We start from the raw sequence: 21,175 nt of genomic DNA, 5'->3' as shown, positions 1-21,175 counted from the left end.
AAAGCTCAGATTGAGCTATTAATGGAAAATCAGCTTATTAGCATATTAATCCCATTCAAGAATACTTCTGCTTTTTTGCCGGAATGTATTGAATCCATTATGTTGCAGAATTACCAAAACTGGGAGATAATTGCTGTGGATGATCACTCCTCAGATAACAGCAGGGTTATTATTGAGAATTATTCTTCGTTGGATGCCAGGATAAAAGTCCATACTAATAAAGGAGAAGGCATTATTTCGGCACTTAGGACTGCCTATTATTTAAGTAAGGGAGAATTCATGACAAGAATGGATTCTGATGATATCATGTATCCCAATAAGTTATATATCCTGGCTTCGGCATTAACAAAACATGGAAAAGGACACATAGCCGTAGGTGGTGTCCAATATTTTTCCGACCGGGGAATAAGCAATGGCTACCAGCGTTATGAAAGTTGGTTGAACAAGCTTACCGCAAAAGGTGATAACTACTCTGAAATCTATAAGGAATGTGTCATTCCATCCCCTTGCTGGATGGTCCATAAAGAGGATTTAGAAGAATGTGGCGCTTTTGAACACAATAGATATCCGGAGGATTACGATCTTACATTTCGCTTTTATGAGAGTGGGTTGGAATGTATTCCTTGTAGCAAAGTATTACACCGATGGCGCGACTATGATAGCAGAACCTCAAGAACCAGCGAACACTACGCACAGAATTATTTTTTGCATATAAAACTATATTACTATTTAAAACTTCACCATGACAAAAAACGGCCTTTGACAGTATGGGGTGCCGGAAATAAAGGAAAAAGCATTGCCAGAGATTTGATAGAACAAAAGATTCCTTTCTACTGGTTATGTGATAACCCAAAAAAAATTGGTAAAAACATTTATGGTCATGAATTGCGACATTATAGTTATCTGCATAAACTGAAAAACCCAAAGAGCATAGTTACTGTTGCCAATGAAGAAGCTCAGAAAATGATTAAAAATTTCTTCTTCAATTTAGGGCAACACCCCATGGTCGATTATTATTTCTTTTGCTAAAGAACTTGTTTATTGGTCCGGTCTTTTGGAATTTCAAAGTAATGTACTGAGCAATAATATTTAATGCAGTTATATGCTATATCGGTTCCTTCCCAATTTTGTTATAATTCCTAAGCAATTTCTTCTCAATACTTTATATATTTGTCAAATCAAATTTGGGAATGCTGTTTAAATATCCGGAACTCCTTTGGGCCTTTTTTCTGCTACTGATTCCGATATTCATTCACCTGTTTCAACTTCGCAGATTCAAAAAAACTCCTTTTACCAATGTAAAGCTCTTACAAAAGGTAGTTGCGCAATCCCGTAAAAGCAGTGCAATAAAAAAATGGCTTTTACTTATCTCCCGGGTATTATTACTTTCAGGACTGATCCTTGCCTTTTCACAACCCTATTTCGCCAGTGAGTCGGCTGCCTTTGCCAAAGAAACGGTAATATACCTCGATAACTCATTTAGCATGCAAGCCAAAACTGAGAATGGGACCTTGTTGCAGGACGCTGTTCAGAAATTACTAAAAGATCTTCCCACGGATAAGATTTTTACCCTTTTTACTAATGATAAAGTTTTCTCTGACATCACCTTGCCGGATATTCGCAATGAACTTTTGATGCTTCCCTATACTTATGATCAATTAGAACTGAAAGACATTCTGCTTAAAGGAAAAAATTTCTTTAGCAAAGACGAAAAATCCATTAAATACTTGGTGCTTATCTCTGATTTTCAAAACAGAACAGCTATTCAGGAATCCGATACTCTTGGAAATATCCAAACTTTTTTGGTTGGTTTAAAACCGGAAAATACAAATAATACTGTTTTGGATTCGGCATATATAGCTGAAGAAAATCCGACAACAACAGATCTTTCTGTAAATTTAAGTACAACCGGGGCATTAGAATCTATCCCTGTTTCATTATATAATGATGATAAATTAATTGCTAAGACCGCGGCAAGTTTTGATAAAAACAGAAAATCAAATATCATATTTACCTTACCTTCTGATGAGGTTATCAAAGGCAGAATTGAAATATCGGATATTGGTTTGCCTTATGACAATCAGCTATTCTTTAATATTAACCAAAAGGAGAAGGTCAAAGTATTATCCATAAGCGAAGCGGACAGCGGATTTTTAGAAAGAATATTTACCGAAGATGAATTCATATTTACGGATGTTGGAATTAATACTATAAATTACAGCGTTTTAGAGTCGCAAAATCTGATAGTTCTAAATGAATTAAAAACTATTCCTGTCTCCCTTAAAAACACGCTGGGGGATTATACCCAAAAAGGAGGGCATCTGATAATTATACCAGCATCTGAGGCAAATATTGAAAACTATAATAGTTTTATTGGAAAATATTTTTCTACTTCTATTTCAAATAGAATTGATGAGGAACGAAACATTACACAAATAAATTTTGATCACCCTCTTTATAAGAATGTGTTTGTTCAAAGAGTCAGTAACTTTCAATATCCAAGAGTAACAAGCTATTTCAAGATTGGAACAACAGCACCAAAAATTCTTTCTCTGCAAGATCAGTCTGCATTCCTTGTTGGACTAGATGGTATATACTTGTTTACAGCCGCAATCAATACCAATAATTCTAATTTTAAGAATTCGCCACTCATAGTACCTACATTTTACAGCATTGGGGCAAATAGTCTTAAATCTCCCGAATTATACAACACCCTTGGCCAACTAACCACAGTCGATGTAAAAGCCACCATGACAGGTGATAATATCCTGAAAGTCACACAGAAAGACTATGAATTTATTCCTGAACAGCAGTCTTTTGCAAACAAAACTATATTAAGCTTTGCTTTCAATCCTACAAAAGATGGTATTTATGACATAAGTGAACAATCCAGATTTATTCAAAATATAAGTTTTAACTACCCCAGAGCTGAAAGTGAATCAAAATACCTGGATTTAGACATATTAGAAAACAATGCTGTTATAAATAATTTAACGGAAGTCTTTGAAACCATGGAAAAAGACGATAGTGTAACGGAGCTATGGAAATGGTTTACTATTTTTGCTTTGCTTTTTATGCTGGCCGAAGTTCTTATTCAAAAAATATTTAAATGAACATACTTCTAAAATCTGCCACGATTGTTGATCATACCAACAGGAAACTTCATTTTAAAAAGCGGGATATTCTTATTACTAATGGGATTATTGAAGAAATTTCACCATTGATAAAACCTGCCAGAAATCTAAAAACAGTAAAATTCAAAAATTTACATGTCTCTGCTGGCTGGTTTGATAGCAGTGTAAGTTTTGGTGAACCGGGATTTGAAGAACGTGAAACTATAAAAAACGGACTCCATGTAGCGGCCAGAAGCGGTTTTACAGATATTGTTCTTAATGGAAATACTTACCCTCCGCCGGATAGCAGTGGTGCAATTGTTTTTTTGAAAAATGAAGCTAAAGGACAACCCACAAAATTACACCCCTTAGGTACACTCACCATGCGAGCTGAAGGTAGTGATCTTGCCGAGCTTTATGACATGCAGAATTCAGGTGCTGTTGGATTTTACGATTATAAGAGATCTATTTCAAATTCCAATCTGCTAAAGATAGCCCTTCAATACTCACAGGATTTTAAAGGATTAGTTTTTTCTTTTCCAATGGATGATAAAATTATGGGCAAGGGCATTGTAAACGAAGGTATTTCATCTACCAGGGTCGGTTTAAAAGGAATTCCCGCACTGGCAGAAGAGCTTCAAATTGCCAGAGATCTTTTTATCCTGGAATACACCGGTGGGTGTCTTCATATCCCAACCATATCATCTGGCGGATCTGTTAAGATTATTGGCGAAGCTAAAAAGAAGGGGTTAAATGTGAGTTGTGGCGTTGCTATTCATAATCTAATGTTTACTGATGATGTTCTGGACAGCTTTGATAGTAATTATAAAGTACTGCCGCCACTCCGAACAAAAAAAGATATCAGTGCCTTGATAAAAGGTCTTAAAGATGGTACCATAGATTTTGCAACCTCGGATCACACGCCAATAGATATTGAAGAAAAAAGAATAGAATTTGACAATGCTGCCTATGGCACAATAGGTCTTGAGAATGCATTTGGCATTTTAAATCAGATATTTGACACGGAAATGGCTGTGAAGCTCTTGTCTAAAGGAAGAGAGCGTTTCTCAATAAATCCGGTGTCAATAGAAAAAGGAGCCCCGGCCAATCTCACTCTTTTTGATCCGGAGTCCGAATATATTTTTACAAAAAGCCATTGCTACTCTACATCAAAGAATAGTATGTTTTTTGGTACAAAAATGAAGGGTAAGGTATATGGTATTATCGCGAATAATCAAATCTTTGTTTGAAACATTACAATTTTAAGTGCGAATTAGAAAAATTATATTTTGGGACAAAATTCAGTAGCCGAAGGAAAAACAACCGCTATAATAGCATATTTTACAATTATTGGATCTTTAATAGCTATTACTATGAATATGGAACCAAAAAATGAATTTGCCCGGTTCCATACGAGGCAAGCTTTTGGGTTACATCTGGTTTTTATGGGTTGTGCTCTTTTTTTAAGCCAGTGGTTTAACTTTTATGTTTGGGTGGGCTTGTATATATTTTATTTTGCTCTATGGTTTTACGGGCTTTTGGGAGCTTTAAACAATAAAAAACAAATGATTCCATTCCTGGGAACTTCGTTTCAGCAATGGTTTACTTTTATTCAATAGAATGGATACAATTCCCTTATCCCTATATCATTTAATTCGTCCATCATCGCTTAAAGATAAGCGTCCCCCGGTGATATTTTTATTTCATGGTTACGGCAGTAACGAAGAAGATTTGTTTTCATTTGCTTCAGAATTACCATCTAAATTTTTTATTATTTCTGCGAGAGCTCCTTACCAGTTACCACCTTTTGGCAATGCGTGGTATGCCATTAACTTTGATGCATCATTTGGCAAATGGAGTGATACTGACCAGGCTGTCTCATCGAGGAATAAAATTGTCAGTTTTATTGATGAAGCCTGTGAAGCCTATCGGTTAGACAAAGACAATGTTACTTTACTCGGTTTTAGCCAGGGGACAGTTCTGAGTTATGCCGTTGCACTTTCATATCCGGAAAAGGTCAAAAATGTGGTAGCCCTGAGTGGTTATATAGATGAAAATATCCTGGAGAAGAATTATAATCAAAAAGATCATAAAAATCTTAAAATTTATGCATCCCATGGTCAGGTAGATCAGATAATCCCGCCTGAATGGGCCCAAAAAGCCCCGGTTATATTAAAAAAACTAGAAATTGACTTTAAATATGAAGAATTTCCGGTGGGTCATGGAGTTTCGGCTGAAAATTTTTACTCTTTTAGAAAATGGCTTGAAGAAAATGTTTAATTGCTCCGCGTATATAAAAGGTGGTCCATCATTGTAAAGTCTACACCCATATCATCCTTTAATTCATATCTGACCAGTAGTTCTCCCCAGTACTTACCATCTGAAAAATCGGCTATAATCCACTGATGATTTAATATTTTTATCTTATTGATCTTAAAATCACTTTCCATACCTTCATAGGGAACCAATGGATTATCCCCTTTTTGTTCGTTGGTTTCCAACAACTTATCCGAAATATAGCGAGAAGGGTTGTCCAGACCAAGGTGATCATAATAAGACAGTGCGTCATCGTTATTTTCCAATGAAAAATATTGCATATCAAAAACCTGAAGTTGTAATTTTTGAACCGAATCCTGAAGCATGCCAACTTCAGAACCAAGATTCTTAATTTTTAAATCCTTATCCTCCAGCATCGTATTGCTGCTTACAAATAAGTAAAGTGCTAACAGGGCAGTAAAAATAAACAGATAAATAAAAATTCTACTTTTCATAAATTTAAAGAATCAAAAATCAAACTATCTAATGTATTAATTAAGTTACTCATACTGAGACAACAAGGTTGTCATAGGCCAAATGTACCTTTTTGGGTAATTTTTTTTCTACTTCATCATGAAAACCCATATGATGACTGATATGGGAAAGATATGCTATTTCCGGATTAATTTTATCGACTAATTCCAGGGCTTCTTCCAGATTTAAGTGAGAATGATGTGGCTCTATTCGTAATGCATTTACAGACAGCACTTTAACTCCCTTTATCTTTTCTATTTCTTCATTGGAAATAGTCTTAACATCCGTAAGGTATGCAAAGTCTTCTATCCGGTATCCGTAAACCTTTAATCGATTATGAAATGCCTCGATTGGTATGGCTTTTTTGTCCCCGATAATAAAGGGTTCATTATTCTGTATTGTGTTAACCTTTACCGCCGGTGCACCGGGATACCTGTTCTCATCTGCAAAAATATAGTCAAATCGCCTTTTTAATGAAAGAATGACATCTTTATGCGCATAAACCGGAATATCACCCTGCCTAAAGAAAAATGGCCGAATATCATCAATGCCTGCCGTATGATCTGCATGTTCATGTGTAAAGAGAATACCATTCAATTTCTCTACCTTGTGGGTTAACATTTGCTGCCTGAAGTCCGGGCCGCAATCAATGACATAATTGAAGTCCTTCCATGAAATAAGCACTGAAACTCGCAGTCTTTTATCCTTGGGGTTTTTACTTAAACATACCGGATGTTTGCTGCCAATAACCGGTATTCCTTGCGATGTGCCGGTGCCTAAAAACGTTATTCTCAACCTGTCATCTATTTATTTCAAATTTATAACTTATTTATTTAATAGATACCCCAATCTTATTAACTTTGCTGAAAGCAAACAACGCATATGGCTTCAGTCTTCAAAAAGGATCCGGCTTTTGAAAATATTCCTTCAATAAAAGCAAAGACCCTAAGAATAAATCTCAATCCCGACATATACGGGACCTTTGCGGAAATTGGGGCCGGACAAGAAACAGCCAGGTGGTTTTTCAGATCAGGTGGAGCCTCCGGAACTATAGCAAAAGCTATGAGTGCCTATGACAAATCCTTTAGCGATGCCGTTTATGGAGTGGAATCAGCAGGCAGGTACGTTACTCAAAGCAGGCTGAAAAAGATGCTTTCTCATGAAATGCATCTAATGGAAGAACGAATCAGCAGGGATGAAAATCCGGATAAATTGTTCTTTACCTATGCAAATACAGTTGCTACCATAGATTTTTCAAAGCGATATAAGGGACATGGTTGGGTAGGAATCCGTTTTCAATTAGATCCCACTCAAAAGGAATTTGACGAAATAATATTACATGTCAGGTTCAAGCAAAATGAAGCAAGATTACAGCAGGAGACCCTGGGTATCGTTGGTGTAAACCTTATCTATGGTGCATTTTATAAGTATCACAAGCCAAGAAAATTACTCAAATACCTCTATGATCATATAGACAGGGATACTCTGGAAATTGATATGGTAAATTTCTCGGGACCTAATTTCAAAAATGTTGACAACAGGCTAATGAGTCTTCAGCTTATCAGAAATGATATGACTGATGCGGTCATGTTTGGTCCTGATGGAAATAATCTTCTTCCTGCGGCTGTTCTCTATAAGAAGAATATCCTTGCACTTCGAGGCAGCTTTAGGCCGGTGACCAAGGTAAACATGGAGATGTTTGAAAAATCTTATGAGATTTTTATTCGTGATCCGGCAGTTGATGAAGACAATTCTATAGTAATATTTGAAATTACATTGTCTAATTTGAAAGCTTCTGGCGAAATAGATGAAAGTGATTTTATGGCCCGGGCCAAATTATTGTGTTCTCTGGGGCATTCCGTAATGATTTCTAAATTTCAGGAGTACTATAAATTGGTTGAATACTTCAACAATTATACAAAGGCAAAAATTGGTCTTACTATGGGGGTAAATAACCTGGTAGACATTTTTGATGAGAAATATTACAGGCATTTAAGCGGTGGTATTCTGGAAGCCTTTGGCAAACTATTCTTTAAAGAGCTCATAGTATATCTGTATCCGATGAAGAATCCCGATACCGGTCAGATTATGACTAGTAATAACGTGAAGGTTCATCCGCGAATGAAAGAGTTGTATAAGTTTTTTAAGTACAATGGGAAAGTAATGGATATCATAGATTACGATCCCGAAATTATGGATATATTCTCCAGAGATGTACTTAAAAAAATCCAAAATGGAGAAGGTGGCTGGGAGGAAATGCTTCCGGAAGGTATTGCAGAAACTATAAAGAAAGAACACCTTTTTATGCGTACTACACCTGAACTAAAAGAAAAAGCCTGATTATTCCATAAAAAAGGCCTAAAATATAAGGCCTTTTAAATTGTTGCTTCTTCCGTATTAAAGAATTTGAGCGGCATGATCTTTAGTTTTGACCTTTTCAATTACTTTACTAACGAATCCTTTTTCATCAATAATAAAAGTCATTCTGTGAATACCATCGTATTCCCTGCCCATAAATTTTTTGGGACCCCAGACTCCAAACGTATTAATTACAGTATGATCTTCATCAGCTAAAAGCGGAAATGGGAATTCATATTTATCCCTAAAACCAGCCTGTTTCTTTTCAGAATCTGCACTGACCCCCAAAAGTTCATACCCTTTTGACTGCAGTTCTGCATAATTATCCCTAAGATTACAGGCTTCAGCAGTACAACCGGGTGTATTAGCCTTGGGATAAAAAAATACCACCAACTTTTTACCGGAATAATCGCTTAAATTTACCAAATTGCCATCCTGATCGACAGATGAAAAATCAGGGACTTTATCACCCTCTTTAAGTGTGTTCATATTTTTATTAAATTAAGTTTATGTTTATTTTTTTCATTGTAAAGTTAAACAAATATGACTAAATCGGAAAAAGTTTCTTTCGCAATAAAAAAACTGCAGGAATTGTATCCGGAAATACCGGTTCCTCTGGAGCACAAGGATCCATATACATTGTTGATCGCCGTACTTTTATCGGCCCAAAGTACGGATGTCCGTGTAAACCAGATAACACCATTATTATTTAGAAGAGCTGACAACCCCTATGATATGGTTAAAATGTCTGTTGAGGAAATAAGAGAAATTATTAAGCCGGTAGGTCTTTCTCCAATGAAATCGAAGGGAATCCATGGCCTATCCAAAATTTTGATTGAAAAATATGATGGACATGTCCCGTCTGAAATAAGTCTTTTGGAAGAATTACCCAGTGTTGGACACAAAACTGCCAGTGTTGTGGTCTCGCAGGCTTTTGGCATTCCTGCTTTTCCTGTGGATACCCATATTCATCGTCTTATGTATCGCTGGGGGTTTTCCAGTGGGAAAAATGTAGTTCAAACGGAGCGGGATGCAAAAAGGCTATTTCCTAAAGAATTATGGAACGATCTGCATCTTCAAATAATTTGGTATGGTCGTGAATATTCTCCGGCCAGGGGCTGGGATTTAGATAAAGACTTGATAACCAAAACGATCGGAAGAAAAAATGTGTTAGAAGATTATTTTAGAATAAAAAAGGCCCGCTAAATGCGGGCCATTTTGTTTTAATTCAAAGTTGTTTCAAATTTGAATTTCTTGTACTTCGTTATTCTGAAGGACCTGGAATAATCCAGTAAAAACCGGATCGTCTCAGGACTGGTTTTGGCCAGTTTACAAGCGTTTCGTTCTTCAGAGTAAATTTTTTCCATATTAGTATAGTATTGTTATAAACTTATAACGCAACTTAAATGGAAATATTGTTTTAATGTATTCTCTGCTCTTAATTTGTTAAAACGATATTGTGTCTTTCTATTATTTTTCTAAGATTTATTAAAGCATATCGCATTCTTCCAAGTGCAGTATTTATACTTACTCCTGTATTTTCAGAAATCTCCTTAAAGCTCATGTCCTTATAGATTCTCATAAGCAAAACCTCTTTCTGGTCATCCGGTAATTCTTCAATCAAAGCACCCAGATCACTATCTATCTGATCTTTGATAATCTGCTTTTCTGCATTTAGCTTATCATCACCAATAACCGAAAAAATATTGAAATCATCACTCCCTTCAAACTTAGGCATACGCTTATTCTTTCTAAAGTGATCAATAATAAGGTTGTGTGATATTCTCATTACCCAGGGCAAGAATTTTCCCTCTTCACTATAAGAACCTTTTTTTAGAGTTTTAATTACTTTGATAAAAGTATCCTGAAAGATATCCTCCGTAATATCCTTATCCAATACCTTTGAATAAATAAAACTACTAATGCGCTGATTATGCCTGTTTATAAGGACTTCGAGGGCTTTTTCGTCGCCGCTGATATAGTCTCTTACTAATTCTGAATCATCAATTTGAAATTCCATAGTCGGTAATATTTTTTGGTTATTATAAAGGAGCTTTTTTGTTGTGCCTTTGGTTATTAGTTTACTTCCTGAGTAACTATGATTTCATAATTACAATTTAAAAGTATAGAAATAGAGAGGCCCGTGAAAAACTATGTTGTCAAACCCCCGATTTCTGATGTCAAATCGCGGTTTGGTAATTTTAAGCACAATAAATCCATAAAATATTAGTTACCATGGAATTTTTCTGTTGGCCAGGACTATTCACGGATTAATGCGAATCGCCTAAGCATAATACTGAAGAAGCAGCTGGAAAAGAAAAATCCCCTTGATATGATATCAAAGGGACAGTTGTTTATTCTTTAAATAAAGGAATTGCTCAATTCAAATTGTTCTCGAACTTCATTCCTTTATGATTTACAATATTCAGCGACTTGGAATACTGTAGCAAAAAGCGAACACTTTCCGGATTAGCCTTTACAAGTCGGCATTTGTTTTGATTTTCGGGGTAAATCTGTTCCATAAATTAATTTGTTATGCCTAAATAACGCAACTATTATGGAACCAATTGGATTTGTCGTTATAGAACCTATTAATTCGTTAAAACAATATTGTTCTTTTCTATTATCTTTCTAAGGTTAATTAAGGCATACCGCATTCTCCCCAAAGCAGTATTAATGCTTACGCCCGTATTTTCGGATATTTCTTTAAAACTCATATCCCTGTACATGCGCATTATTAAAACCTCTTTTTGATCATCAGGAAGTTCTTCTATCAATAACCCCAGATCATTTTCAATCTGGTCTTTAATTATCTGTCTCTCAGCATCCAGTTTATCATCTCCCAAAACAGAAAAGATATTAAAATCTCCGGTACCTTCAAATTTAGGCATTCGCTTATTTCTTCTAAAATGGTCAATGACAAGATTATGTGCTATGCGCATTACCCAGGGCAAGAACTTGCCTTCTTCATTATATGCGCCTCTTTTTAAAGTGTTAATTACCTTTATAAAGGTATCCTGAAAGATATCCTCTGCAATAGCCCTATCCAGGACCTTGGAATAAATAAAACTGGTAATACGCTGATTGTGTTTGTTGATTAGAATTTCAAGGGCTTTTTCATCGCCGCTAATGTAATTCTGAACTAATATTGGATCTTCTGCAGGTAGTTGCATACTAATTACTTTTTTGGTTAAACTTAGGGGCCTTTCTTTTGGGAAAGGACTTTCATTATTCAGGTTTTATCTCAAAAAAGTAATTTTCTTGTATAGGCAGAAGTTTTAATAATTATACCCCAAATATAGAAAAAATATATATTCTCCTATAAACAATGTTGTGATTTTACACAATTCCGATGTAAAAAGCCACCTATTGGTGTTTGAATTCAACATATTGTATCTTTGCCAACCTAATATTAGAAATGTCCGCAATAACCGAAGTTAATCCAAAGAAAAATATAATAATCAAAGGGGCTAAACTGCATAACCTCAAAAATATAGATGTAGTAATCCCAAGAAATAAGCTGGTCGTTATTACCGGACTTTCCGGTTCAGGTAAGTCTAGTTTGGCCTTCGATACTCTTTATGCTGAGGGTCAGCGTCGTTATGTAGAGAGCCTTTCCTCCTACGCAAGGCAATTTCTTGGCAAATTAGACAAACCCAAAGTAGACTATATAAAAGGAATCGCTCCTGCCATAGCCATTGAACAAAAGGTCAATTCTACTAATCCAAGGTCCACCGTTGGCACTACAACAGAAATATATGACTATTTAAAACTCCTCTATGCCAGAATTGGCAAAACGTACTCGCCAGTTTCAGGTAAAGAGGTTAAGAAACACAATGTCACAGATGTTGTAAATCATGTAAAATCATTCGAAGAAGGCACCAAGCTCCTGTTATTGGCTCCTATTGTAATTTCCAAAGACAGAGATCCTGCGAAATCATTGCAGCTGCTATCCAAACAAGGATACGCAAGGATAAAGCACAACAACAAAGTCTGCAGGATTGAAGACGCCCTGGAGGATATTGGTTATAAATTCGAATTAGTTGTAGATCGAATCATTAAGAAAGATGACGAGGATTTTCTAAATCGATTAGCCAATGCAGTGGATACCGCCTTTTTTGAAGGCAAGGGATATTGCTTTATCGAAGAAATTTCAAATGGAAAGGTGACCCGGTTTAGCAATAAATTTGAACTGGATGGAATGGCCTTTATGGAACCCAACGTTCACCTTTTTAGTTTTAATAACCCATATGGCGCTTGTCCGAAGTGTGAAGGATATGGCGACGTAATTGGTATTGACGAGGATCTTGTAATTCCCAATACGGGATTGTCTGTATTTGAAAATGCCATCTTTCCATGGCGAGGCGAGAGTATGAGCTGGTATAGGGATCAATTAGTAAATTCTGCATATAAATTTAATTTTCCTATTCATAAACCATGGTATCAGCTCAGTGAAGTACAAAAATTAGTGGCCTGGCAGGGAAATGAGCATTTTATGGGTATTGATAAATTTTTCCGGCAATTGGAGGAGAAGAGTTATAAAATTCAGAATAGGGTTATGCTCTCCAGGTATAGAGGTAAAACAAGGTGCAACTATTGCAAAGGAAAACGCCTCAGAATGGAAACCAACTATATTAAGATTGGTGACAAGTCTATTTCAGATCTGGTTGAGCTGTCAATTGACAATTTGATTACATTTTTTGACCAGCTTACATTAAGTGAACACGACTTAAAAATTGCAAAAAGATTATTAGCAGAAATCAAAACAAGATTAAGTTATCTGGATAAGGTTGGATTGCAGTATTTAACCATTAACAGAAAATCCAATACGCTGTCCGGGGGTGAAAGTCAGCGAATAAACCTGGCCACTTCGCTTGGAAGCAGTTTGGTTGGATCAATGTATATTTTAGATGAACCAAGTATTGGTTTGCATCCGAGAGATACGGAAAATCTTATAAATGTATTAAAGTCTCTAAGGGATTTAGGCAATACTGTTATTGTTGTTGAACATGACGAAGACATAATGCTTGCAGCCGATGAAGTGATTGACATTGGTCCGGAAGCCGGTACTCACGGGGGCGAAGTAGTAGCCCATGGCCCTATGAAGGAAATCCTGAAATCGTCTTCGCTTACTGCAAGTTACCTGAATGGAAGCCTGACAATTGAAATTCCCGAAAAACGCAGAACCTCTAAATATTATATTGAAATTAAAGGAGCCAGAGAAAATAATTTAAAGAATATTGATGTCACTTTTCCACTTAATATGCTTACGGTAATAACAGGCGTTTCAGGGAGTGGAAAAAGTACTCTGGTAAAAAAATTGCTTTACCCCATTTTGCTTAAAGAAGTAGGCGGTTACGGAGAAAAAGCTGGTCAGTATACAGAAATATCCGGCAAATTCGACACCCTTAGAAATGTAGAGTTTGTAGATCAAAACCCGATTGGAAGGTCGTCTCGTTCAAATCCGGTTACGTATATTAAAGCCTATGATGATATCAGGGCATTATATGCCTCACAAAAATTAAGTAAGCTAAGGGGGTTTCAAGCCAAACACTTCTCCTTTAATGTAGATGGTGGCAGATGTGAAAAGTGCAAAGGCGAAGGGGAGATTACTGTAGAAATGCAGTTTATGGCAGATGTGCACCTGGAATGTGATACCTGCAGCGGTAAGCGTTTCAAGAAAGAAGTACTGGAGGTGAGATTTGAAAATGCCAATATTGATGATATATTGAACATGACGATTGATGATGCCATTGCATTCTTTGAAACTCATTTGCAAACAAAAATCGTCAGTAAATTACGGCCGCTTCAGGAAGTCGGTCTGGGATACGTCACTTTAGGTCAATCCTCATCTACCTTATCGGGTGGAGAGGCTCAAAGGATTAAACTGGCATCATTCCTTGTAAAAGGAACCACCAAAGAAAAAGCTTTGTTCATATTTGATGAACCTACTACAGGGCTTCATTTTCATGATATTAAAAAACTTTTAAAATCTTTTGATGCATTAATCGCAAGAGGCCATTCCGTGGTTGTAATTGAGCACAATATTGAATTTATAAAATGTGCGGATCATGTTATAGATCTGGGACCCGAAGGAGGTGAAAATGGAGGTAATCTTATTGCGTTTGGCACACCAGAGGTAATCGCCACAAATAATAATTCCCACACAGCACGCTACCTTCGTGAAAAATTACATTAGTACCCGATAAATACCCCTTTTTCCTCATTAAGGACCTAAGCAAAAGTTCTATTCTTTAATATTTATTATTATTAAATAATTGATAATCAGTATTTTACATAGGTATTACTATTTCTGGCACGCTGTTTGGTATTAAATAGATGAATGTAAATAGTTGCATTCGGAAATTTAAAACCTTATATCATGAGAAATTTAATATTCCTTTTTACGGCTATAGTTTTAGGTACTGCGAGTACTCTTGGGGCCACAGTGGAAGATAAGGTTGCGATACGCAATGCTTATAGATACAACAATTCTTTCATTTTTGTTGAAAATGGCATTACGTTTTCTGTATATCCGGATGGTGAATTCGATTTCTTTATAGACAACCGTATTAATGCAGGAGCTAATGTAAATTACGGAAGTGCCAACATTACATTCAATTCAGGCTATAATTATAACGCATTTGTACAGTACGATGATTATGGCGCAGTAATTCAAATTGAAAATGTACCCGTGTTTTACGATTATTACGGACGTGTTAATCGAATTGGCGGTGTTGACGTTTGGTATAGAAACGGTAGGGTAAGACGTGTGGGTGGCATGCATGTTTATTATAACAACAGAGGATACTACAGTCATTACACGGGCTATGTTAATGTATACAATCAATTTTATACCTACAGACCATATTACAACTATTTTGTAAGACCGGCTGTTGGCTTCTGCCTGGTTTATAACAGTCCGTACAGAAGATATTATAACCCTGTTAGATATACCTACTACAGACCTTATTACCATAATTACAGGAGAGCGTATGCCAAAGTAGGCCATCATTATGACCATAGCAACAATTACAATAGGCGCAGCAAGGTTTACAGAAATGATACACGCGTAGTTGCCAGGGAAAATAATTCCCGAAGAGGCGATAGCTATAGGAGCAGCACTTCAATGAGAAATGCAACATCGGTTGCACAAAGAGGAGCTGGGAATGGCGCAAAAAGAACTGTAAACAATACAGCTATTAGCAGATCTAATAGGACTGCATCCAATAGCACAAAAAGAACTGTTGCCAAAACCCCCGGAAATATTGAGGGTAATATGGTTAAAAATGATGCTAAAAGATCTGCACGTTCCCTGGCAGGCGGTAGAACTGTAACAAAAAGGGAAATAACAGCAGCTCCCCGGAGCAATACAGTTCAACGAAGCAGTTCAGCTTATAAAAGGCCACAAATATTGGCTACAACCAGCAGGACAACTAAAACAAGTACTGAAAACAAACGTAATATTGCATATAAGTCATCGGACAGGACTTCAAAAAGCAAAATAAATGAAAGGACAGGCAATGCCAACAGAATAACAAGCAGAAGCCCTTCCAGAAGTTCTAGTAAAAGTAATATTACACGAAGCAGAAATACAAAATTGAAATAAAGTTATAGTTTTAGGTTGGTTAGTTGTTTAACCCCACTGTGGATTTAAAAAGTCCTGGTGGGGTTTTTCTAAACCCTAAACCCCCAACAATTCCAACTGAAATCCTAATCTCAAGAAGTAAACATTACTTATTTCCCTTTCTGAAAAACCCCGATAAAACGGCATATACATCCTCCGAAATTTTATAACGGTAGAGGGCGCCTATATATATTGCCGTGATTAGTATACTCTTTAAAATAATGTTGACTAAAGGTTTAAAATCTAATTCTATAAAATAGAATATAGCCATCATCAAAATGAGAAGACCGGCAATTTTTGCAGTTTCACCCGTGAATGGCGTAATATTGAATTTTCGTTTTACATATACCAATTTTAGGCCGTTGTAGATGCAAATAGCCATAAAAGTGGCAAAAGCCGCACCGTTTAATCCGTATAAGGGAATAAGGAGCCAATTGAAAAGTATGGTAAAGAAAGCCAAAAGAACGCCCATAAATAACAAAACTCTGTAATAATCAGAATTGAATAGTATTGCGTTGTTATTTCCCAAAAGAGCATCGAGCAGTTTAGTAAATCCAATTAATAAAACAATGATATATCCTCCCCTGTAGGCTTCCGGTAGCAGGGCAAAAAAATCATTAAGGTTGAGTAGGATTAGAATAAAAATAAGCCCTGATACAATGAACAAGGTTAAAGAACTCTTCTGATATAGTTTTTTTAGCTCAGTTACATCATTCCTGTTAAGTATTTCAGCTGTCATTGGATAAGTGATCTGGTGCATGGCCCTTGCAGGGACCGCAATCACAGTTGCAATAAAAATAGCCACAGTATAATAGGCAACATTTTGAATAGGAATAAACTGGTTTATCATAAAACGATCTATCTCTAAAAGGATTACAGCCGTAGATCCGCCGAGAATGATTAGGATACTATAATTTACTATAGAACCGGCATTCTCCGGCCACTTAAAGCTAATTTTTGGCCTTCTGAGACTAAATGCATATAGCTTCATGAGCAAAGTTCTAAGGAGATATAAAACTACCAGGGCCTTTAAAAAAAAGTCTGCACCTATAGACCCCATATATAGAAGAATTAAAAGCAGGCTCACCCCTACTCTGACAAACACTTCTTTCATGAAATTTCCAAAAACCGATTTCATCTGAACTTTAGACCAGGCATAAAATATCTCAAAATAAGCCATAGCCATACCTATTAAAAAAATATTCCAGACATAGTCTTTAACAATAATGTTCTCTCTGGCCAGGAAATTGCCTATTATTTCATTGGCAAAATAACTTATGCCTGCCAGTGGGATTACAATAACCAATGGAAGAAGAACCATCAGGGTGAGAAAACCATCGGTGGATTTTGCATCATTAAAATTACTATAATATTTAACCAGTGTATTTGGCACGCCAAAGGCCATCAAAGGCATTAGAATTGCAGATGTGGATAAAATTACTCCTACAAGGCCATAGTACTCTTCGGTGAGAAAACGGGTATAAAGGAAAAGAACATTAATTCCTCCTATCGCAAATCCAAGATAAGTGATAGTAGTATTCTTTAAGGATTGTTTAAAAATTATTCCCATTCTAACAGTTCGGCCAGTTTTGCGGTTAGCATCTTTCTGTTATACGCTTTTATATTTACTGAAGAGACCATTAATTTACCTTCCTGATAAAGATGAAACCAATTTAAAAGTACAGTTTTAAGATCTGATAAAGCCATGTAATTAAAAACAAAACCGGAGTTTGTGCTATTTACAATTTCCGATACTTCCCAATCCTCGGGCCCTATGGCAAGGATTGGTCTTTTGGCAGCAAGGTACTCAAATAGCTTTCCCGGAATAATACCCCTGGTATCTGGTGAATCAATTTCAGCTAAAAGCAATAATTGAGAATGCCTCTGGTAATTCACCGCCTCCTTATGTGATACATATTCCTTAATACTTGTATAGGGTTTTAAACCATTATCCATAATACATTTTAAAACATCGTGGCCAACAACACCTATAAGGTTCAATTGAAAGGCATTGCGAAAATCTTCATTTTCATCAATGATCTCTGCCAATACTTTCCAAAGGTTTTCCGGGTTTCTACCGGTCAGCAATGAACCAATATGGGAGAGCGTAAATTTTTTGTCCAGGGCACTAAAGGGAAGGTCGCTTTCAGGAATATCATATCCATTGGTAATAACGTGGATTGGTTTTGAGGTAATTGATTCAAATTCGGCCTTTGTGGTATTACTCGTTACCAAAAGCCTGTCGCAAGAATTTGCTACTTCTTTTTCCAATTCGCGATGTTTTCTTTTTGAAGCATTAGTAAGCCTAAGCTTGCCGTGGTAACCAATAGAGGTCCATGGATCCCTGAAATCTGCAAGCCATTTGAGATCTAGGCTTTTTTTTAATTCCAAACCAATTAAGTGAAGACTATGGGGAGGACCAGTAGTAATTACAGTGTCTATTTGTTCTTTATTAATTATATCCTTCAAAAACTTTACTGAGGGCTTAACCCAGTACTTTCTTGCATCGGGAATAAACATATTTCCCCTTATCCAAAGCAGGGTTTTTTCCAATAAAGAAGGATTATGATCACTAATGATACCGGCACTTATCTGTTTGGTTTTATTTTTACTTAAAAATCCGGCTAAATGATAAGGCTCGAAGATTTTATTTTTATAAATAATGACATGGTCCGGAATTTCCTTACTTAGACTGATATCGGTAATAGGATACTTTGGATTTTCGGGGATATAGACAACGGGGTGAATTTGAAATTCTGGTAAATACTTAACAAACTTAAGCCATCGCTGAACTCCGGGCCCTCCTGCAGGGGGCCAATAATAACTAATGATAAGCACCTTATGCATTATCCCTCCTCCTTTTTTCGCCAACGAAATATTGAAACCACACCCCCTCCTAAAAACAAAATAATCATTAAAATGGAGCTCGCTAAAGTAATCTTACTACCTGTTTCAATTACTTTTGGCTCAAACTTCAATTCTACGGTATGGCTACCGGCAGGTATATGCAAAGCCCTTAACACGTAATTGACCTTAATATGATCTACCAGTTTACCATCAATATAGGCCTTCCAGTCCACAGGGTAGTACATTTCTGAAAATACTGCAAGTCCATCATTTTCATTGTTCGTGCTATATTTTAAATGATTGGGCTTATATTCCGTTAAGCTAATAGAGGCCAGGGAATCCTTTGGAAAATTAAACCGGTCTATTTCGGTAAAATCATTTGTATTTACAACTGCTTCGTTGAGGACATCCAAACTATCCAGTGCCATAATTTCTTCATTGGAACTCTGCACCTCAATGAGTCTTCTAATGAACCAGGCATTACCATTGGCTTCAGGATTTGCCAGTGCATATTTCTCACCTTCTTCATCTTGTTGAATTATATACTTTACGTTAAGCATATTCAGGACGCGCAGATTATTTTTATAAATATGGAAATCAAATAGATCCTGCATCCCTGCGGGTTTGGCAGCATGATAACCTCCAATGGACTGATGAAAATACGATGTCCTTGCCCCGTTAAGGCCTTCCGAAGGATCATAAACCCTGAATACACCTTTGTCTTGGGCAATTTGCTTATCCATTGACAATTGCTGAAAAGGCTGGTTCATTCTTTTCTGTCTGTCAAAATCTTTCTTATTTACATATCTCTGATCAATACCAACCAGGTCAAAAACCACAAGCAGGGCTAGCGTCAAAATAACCAAATTTTGCTTAACCCTACCCTTAAGGTATAGCCATATAGCCAATGCAGCTAAAAACACATAGATTAGAGAACGTATAGTATCATTAACATAAACAGCCTCCCTATCCCTTTTAATCATGGTCATTACCTCATCCCCGAAATATTTTTGATATGTACTATCATTTAATCCCGAAAAATCAAAAACGCTTTTTATTAAAAAGAGGCCAATGCCAATTGCAATGACAATAAGGAAACTCATTTTTAAAGCCCTGAGTTTCTTACTTTTTTCTTCAGAGGGTTTAAATACCTGCGCTAATGCCATTACCGCCAGGACAGGGGCACACAGTTCTACTATTACCTGAATAGATGAAACAGCCCTGAATTTATTGTAAAGCGGAAAATAGTCTATCATGAAATCCGTAAGAAGACCAAAATTCTTGCCCCAGGATAGAAAAAGTGAAAGTAAAGTCCCTCCTAATAACCACCATTTTAGACGACCTTTTACTAAAAAAAGACCGAGAACAAATAAAAAAATTACAATTGCACCAATATATGCAGGTGCTGCGACTCCGGGTTGATTTCCCCAATACAGGGGAAGAGCACTGCTAAATTCAAGAGCCCTTGTTCGGGGCAATCCTTGTTCTACCAGATATTCATATGCTTTGGATTCGGTTCCAAGGTCTTCATTATTGCTGCCTCCAAAAAGTCTTGGAACAAATAAATTGAGGGATTCAACAATTCCATAGCTGTATTGCGTAATATACTCTTTGTCTAACCCTTCTATATTTTCTTTGGGACTCCCATCCGGATTTATGGTAAGTGCCGATTTCCCCCGTGTGCTCCAATCTGCATATTCTTTGGTAGCCATAATGGATGTTGCATTAGCTGAAACACCCAAAACTACCGCTGCAATAAGCAGGCCTGTAGAAATGAAAAAGTGCTTTACTTTCTTTTTTTTAATAGCGTCAATTAAGTATGCAACGCCCAGAACTAGTACAAGCAACATAAAATAATAGGTCATCTGGAAATGATTTGCCCCAATTTCCAATGCCATTGCTATAGCCGTAAGAATAAAACCCCAGAAATACTTTTTCCTGAAGGTAAGTACAATACCCCCTAACAGCAGTGGCAAATAACCTATAGCATGTGCTTTTGCATTATGGCCCACTCCAAGTATGATGATGAGATAGGTAGAAAAACCAAAAGCCAGGGCGCCAAAGACAGCTAACCGATAATCCACTTTTAAGCAGCATAGCAAAACATAAAAACCCACAAAATAAAGGAATAAATAATCTGCCGGGCGAGGTAGAAATCGAATGGTCCTGTCTAACTTTTTGACGTAATCATGAGGATAATATGCCCCTAATTGATATGTTGGCATGCCTCCAAAAGCACTATTTGTCCAATAGGGTTCCTCATCCGTATATTTTCTAAAATCATTTTGTTCCTTGGCCATCCCGGTATATTGAATAATATCGGATTGGACAATTGTTTTACCCTGTAGCACAGGATAGAAGTATGCCAGGGAGGCAACAACAAAAAAAACAAGCGCAAAAAAATGATAAAATAAAGCCTTTGTACCTTTATTCATTGGTT

The 21,175-nt window shown here is 36.5% G+C and carries 18 protein-coding genes; 9 read left to right on the top strand and 9 right to left on the bottom strand.

Going from position 1 to position 21,175, the window contains the following annotated elements:
- Window positions 1–21 precede the first annotated feature (21 nt).
- The 5 genes from G504_RS0107690 to G504_RS0107670 all read left to right on the top strand — a co-directional run bounded on the left by G504_RS0107690 (window position 22) and on the right by G504_RS0107670 (window position 5,393).
- Window positions 22–1,029, top strand: coding sequence for a glycosyltransferase family 2 protein (locus tag G504_RS0107690; protein ID WP_019669578.1), 1,008 nt, complete (start codon window positions 22–24; stop codon window positions 1,027–1,029).
- A 161-nt stretch (window positions 1,030–1,190) separates the two neighbouring features.
- Complete coding sequence (locus G504_RS0107685; RefSeq protein WP_019669577.1) at window positions 1,191–3,113, top strand: BatA domain-containing protein; 1,923 nt, start codon at window positions 1,191–1,193, stop codon at window positions 3,111–3,113.
- On the top strand, window positions 3,110–4,363 hold the full coding sequence (locus G504_RS0107680; RefSeq protein WP_019669576.1) for a dihydroorotase: 1,254 nt from the start codon (window positions 3,110–3,112) through the stop codon (window positions 4,361–4,363). The genes G504_RS0107685 and G504_RS0107680 overlap by 4 nt, the downstream gene beginning before the upstream one ends.
- A gap of 39 nt (window positions 4,364–4,402) precedes the next feature.
- Complete coding sequence (locus G504_RS0107675; protein WP_019669575.1) at window positions 4,403–4,732, top strand: hypothetical protein; 330 nt, start codon at window positions 4,403–4,405, stop codon at window positions 4,730–4,732.
- 1 nt (window position 4,733) lies between these two features.
- Entirely contained in the window at window positions 4,734–5,393 is a 660-nt protein-coding gene (locus G504_RS0107670) for an alpha/beta hydrolase (RefSeq protein WP_019669574.1), read from the top strand.
- On the opposite strand, the gene G504_RS0107665 is transcribed toward G504_RS0107670, so the two are convergent.
- Window positions 5,390–5,884 (bottom strand): hypothetical protein, encoded by a 495-nt coding sequence (locus G504_RS0107665; protein WP_019669573.1) that lies wholly within the window; start codon window positions 5,882–5,884, stop codon window positions 5,390–5,392. The two genes, G504_RS0107670 and G504_RS0107665, sit on opposite strands and share 4 nt — an antisense overlap.
- Window positions 5,885–5,933: 49 nt before the next feature.
- Entirely contained in the window at window positions 5,934–6,698 is a 765-nt protein-coding gene (locus G504_RS0107660) for an MBL fold metallo-hydrolase (protein ID WP_019669572.1), read from the bottom strand.
- An 87-nt stretch (window positions 6,699–6,785) separates the two neighbouring features.
- Between G504_RS0107660 and G504_RS0107655 the strand changes: the two genes are divergently transcribed.
- Window positions 6,786–8,243 carry a hypothetical protein gene (locus G504_RS0107655; RefSeq protein ID WP_019669571.1) on the top strand — a complete coding sequence of 486 codons (1,458 nt, stop codon included), beginning with the start codon at window positions 6,786–6,788 and terminating at the stop codon, window positions 8,241–8,243.
- Between the two features lie 57 nt (window positions 8,244–8,300).
- Here the strand turns inward: G504_RS0107655 and bcp are convergent, their stop codons facing one another.
- A complete protein-coding gene (gene bcp / locus G504_RS0107650; protein WP_019669570.1) occupies window positions 8,301–8,750 on the bottom strand; it encodes a thioredoxin-dependent thiol peroxidase in 450 nt (149 codons plus the stop codon).
- Window positions 8,751–8,804: 54 nt separating this feature from the next.
- On the opposite strand from bcp, the gene G504_RS0107645 reads away from it, so the two are divergent.
- Window positions 8,805–9,467, top strand: a complete 663-nt coding sequence (locus G504_RS0107645; protein ID WP_019669569.1) for an endonuclease III domain-containing protein — start codon at window positions 8,805–8,807, stop codon at window positions 9,465–9,467.
- A 17-nt stretch (window positions 9,468–9,484) separates the two neighbouring features.
- Here G504_RS0107645 and G504_RS19775 read toward each other — a convergent pair whose 3' ends face one another.
- From G504_RS19775 to G504_RS0107630, 3 genes are all read right to left on the bottom strand, one after another.
- Window positions 9,485–9,628, bottom strand: coding sequence for a hypothetical protein (locus G504_RS19775; RefSeq protein WP_169336903.1), 144 nt, complete (start codon window positions 9,626–9,628; stop codon window positions 9,485–9,487).
- A gap of 71 nt (window positions 9,629–9,699) precedes the next feature.
- A complete protein-coding gene (locus G504_RS0107640) occupies window positions 9,700–10,281 on the bottom strand; it encodes an RNA polymerase sigma factor (protein WP_019669568.1) in 582 nt (193 codons plus the stop codon).
- Window positions 10,282–10,852: 571 nt separating this feature from the next.
- Complete coding sequence (locus tag G504_RS0107630) at window positions 10,853–11,434, bottom strand: sigma-70 family RNA polymerase sigma factor (protein ID WP_019669566.1); 582 nt, start codon at window positions 11,432–11,434, stop codon at window positions 10,853–10,855.
- A 245-nt stretch (window positions 11,435–11,679) separates the two neighbouring features.
- Between G504_RS0107630 and uvrA the strand changes: the two genes are divergently transcribed.
- Together uvrA and G504_RS0107620 are read left to right on the top strand one after the other, a co-directional pair.
- Window positions 11,680–14,460 (top strand): excinuclease ABC subunit UvrA, encoded by a 2,781-nt coding sequence (uvrA, locus tag G504_RS0107625; protein ID WP_019669565.1) that lies wholly within the window; start codon window positions 11,680–11,682, stop codon window positions 14,458–14,460.
- 183 nt (window positions 14,461–14,643) lie between these two features.
- The gene (locus tag G504_RS0107620; RefSeq protein WP_019669564.1) at window positions 14,644–15,870 is read left to right on the top strand and encodes a hypothetical protein; all 1,227 of its coding nucleotides are present in this window, start codon (window positions 14,644–14,646) and stop codon (window positions 15,868–15,870) included.
- Between the two features lie 124 nt (window positions 15,871–15,994).
- Here the strand turns inward: G504_RS0107620 and G504_RS0107615 are convergent, their stop codons facing one another.
- Genes G504_RS0107615 through G504_RS0107605 form a run of 3 tightly spaced genes read right to left on the bottom strand, consistent with a single transcriptional unit; the run spans window position 15,995 to window position 21,170 of the window.
- A complete protein-coding gene (locus tag G504_RS0107615) occupies window positions 15,995–17,458 on the bottom strand; it encodes a lipopolysaccharide biosynthesis protein (protein WP_019669563.1) in 1,464 nt (487 codons plus the stop codon).
- On the bottom strand, window positions 17,449–18,735 hold the full coding sequence (locus tag G504_RS0107610; RefSeq protein ID WP_026348457.1) for a glycosyltransferase: 1,287 nt from the start codon (window positions 18,733–18,735) through the stop codon (window positions 17,449–17,451). Before G504_RS0107610 ends, G504_RS0107615 begins: the two co-directional genes overlap by 10 nt.
- The gene (locus tag G504_RS0107605) at window positions 18,735–21,170 is read right to left on the bottom strand and encodes a YfhO family protein (RefSeq protein ID WP_019669561.1); all 2,436 of its coding nucleotides are present in this window, start codon (window positions 21,168–21,170) and stop codon (window positions 18,735–18,737) included. The genes G504_RS0107610 and G504_RS0107605 overlap by 1 nt, the downstream gene beginning before the upstream one ends.
- Window positions 21,171–21,175: the final 5 nt, after the last annotated feature.

The sequence above is a fragment of the Eudoraea adriatica DSM 19308 genome (assembly GCF_000382125.1).
Classification (GTDB): domain Bacteria; phylum Bacteroidota; class Bacteroidia; order Flavobacteriales; family Flavobacteriaceae; genus Eudoraea; species Eudoraea adriatica.
This window is presented reverse-complemented; position numbering and strand designations above follow the sequence as displayed.

What these genes read in the sequence shown, in the direction of transcription:
- G504_RS0107690 (WP_019669578.1), top strand. Translation starts at nt 22, where the DNA reads ATGGAAAATCAGCTTATTAGCATATTAATCCCATTCAAGAATACTTCT.
- G504_RS0107685 (WP_019669577.1), top strand. Translation starts at nt 1,191, where the DNA reads ATGCTGTTTAAATATCCGGAACTCCTTTGGGCCTTTTTTCTGCTACTG.
- G504_RS0107680 (WP_019669576.1), top strand. Translation starts at nt 3,110, where the DNA reads ATGAACATACTTCTAAAATCTGCCACGATTGTTGATCATACCAACAGG.
- G504_RS0107670 (WP_019669574.1), top strand. Translation starts at nt 4,734, where the DNA reads ATGGATACAATTCCCTTATCCCTATATCATTTAATTCGTCCATCATCG.
- G504_RS0107665 (WP_019669573.1), bottom strand. Translation starts at nt 5,884, where the DNA reads ATGAAAAGTAGAATTTTTATTTATCTGTTTATTTTTACTGCCCTGTTA.
- G504_RS0107655 (WP_019669571.1), top strand. Translation starts at nt 6,786, where the DNA reads ATGGCTTCAGTCTTCAAAAAGGATCCGGCTTTTGAAAATATTCCTTCA.
- bcp (WP_019669570.1), bottom strand. Translation starts at nt 8,750, where the DNA reads ATGAACACACTTAAAGAGGGTGATAAAGTCCCTGATTTTTCATCTGTC.
- G504_RS0107645 (WP_019669569.1), top strand. Translation starts at nt 8,805, where the DNA reads ATGACTAAATCGGAAAAAGTTTCTTTCGCAATAAAAAAACTGCAGGAA.
- G504_RS19775 (WP_169336903.1), bottom strand. Translation starts at nt 9,628, where the DNA reads ATGGAAAAAATTTACTCTGAAGAACGAAACGCTTGTAAACTGGCCAAA.
- G504_RS0107640 (WP_019669568.1), bottom strand. Translation starts at nt 10,281, where the DNA reads ATGGAATTTCAAATTGATGATTCAGAATTAGTAAGAGACTATATCAGC.
- G504_RS0107630 (WP_019669566.1), bottom strand. Translation starts at nt 11,434, where the DNA reads ATGCAACTACCTGCAGAAGATCCAATATTAGTTCAGAATTACATTAGC.
- uvrA (WP_019669565.1), top strand. Translation starts at nt 11,680, where the DNA reads ATGTCCGCAATAACCGAAGTTAATCCAAAGAAAAATATAATAATCAAA.
- G504_RS0107620 (WP_019669564.1), top strand. Translation starts at nt 14,644, where the DNA reads ATGAGAAATTTAATATTCCTTTTTACGGCTATAGTTTTAGGTACTGCG.
- G504_RS0107615 (WP_019669563.1), bottom strand. Translation starts at nt 17,458, where the DNA reads ATGGGAATAATTTTTAAACAATCCTTAAAGAATACTACTATCACTTAT.
- G504_RS0107610 (WP_026348457.1), bottom strand. Translation starts at nt 18,735, where the DNA reads ATGCATAAGGTGCTTATCATTAGTTATTATTGGCCCCCTGCAGGAGGG.
- G504_RS0107605 (WP_019669561.1), bottom strand. Translation starts at nt 21,170, where the DNA reads ATGAATAAAGGTACAAAGGCTTTATTTTATCATTTTTTTGCGCTTGTT.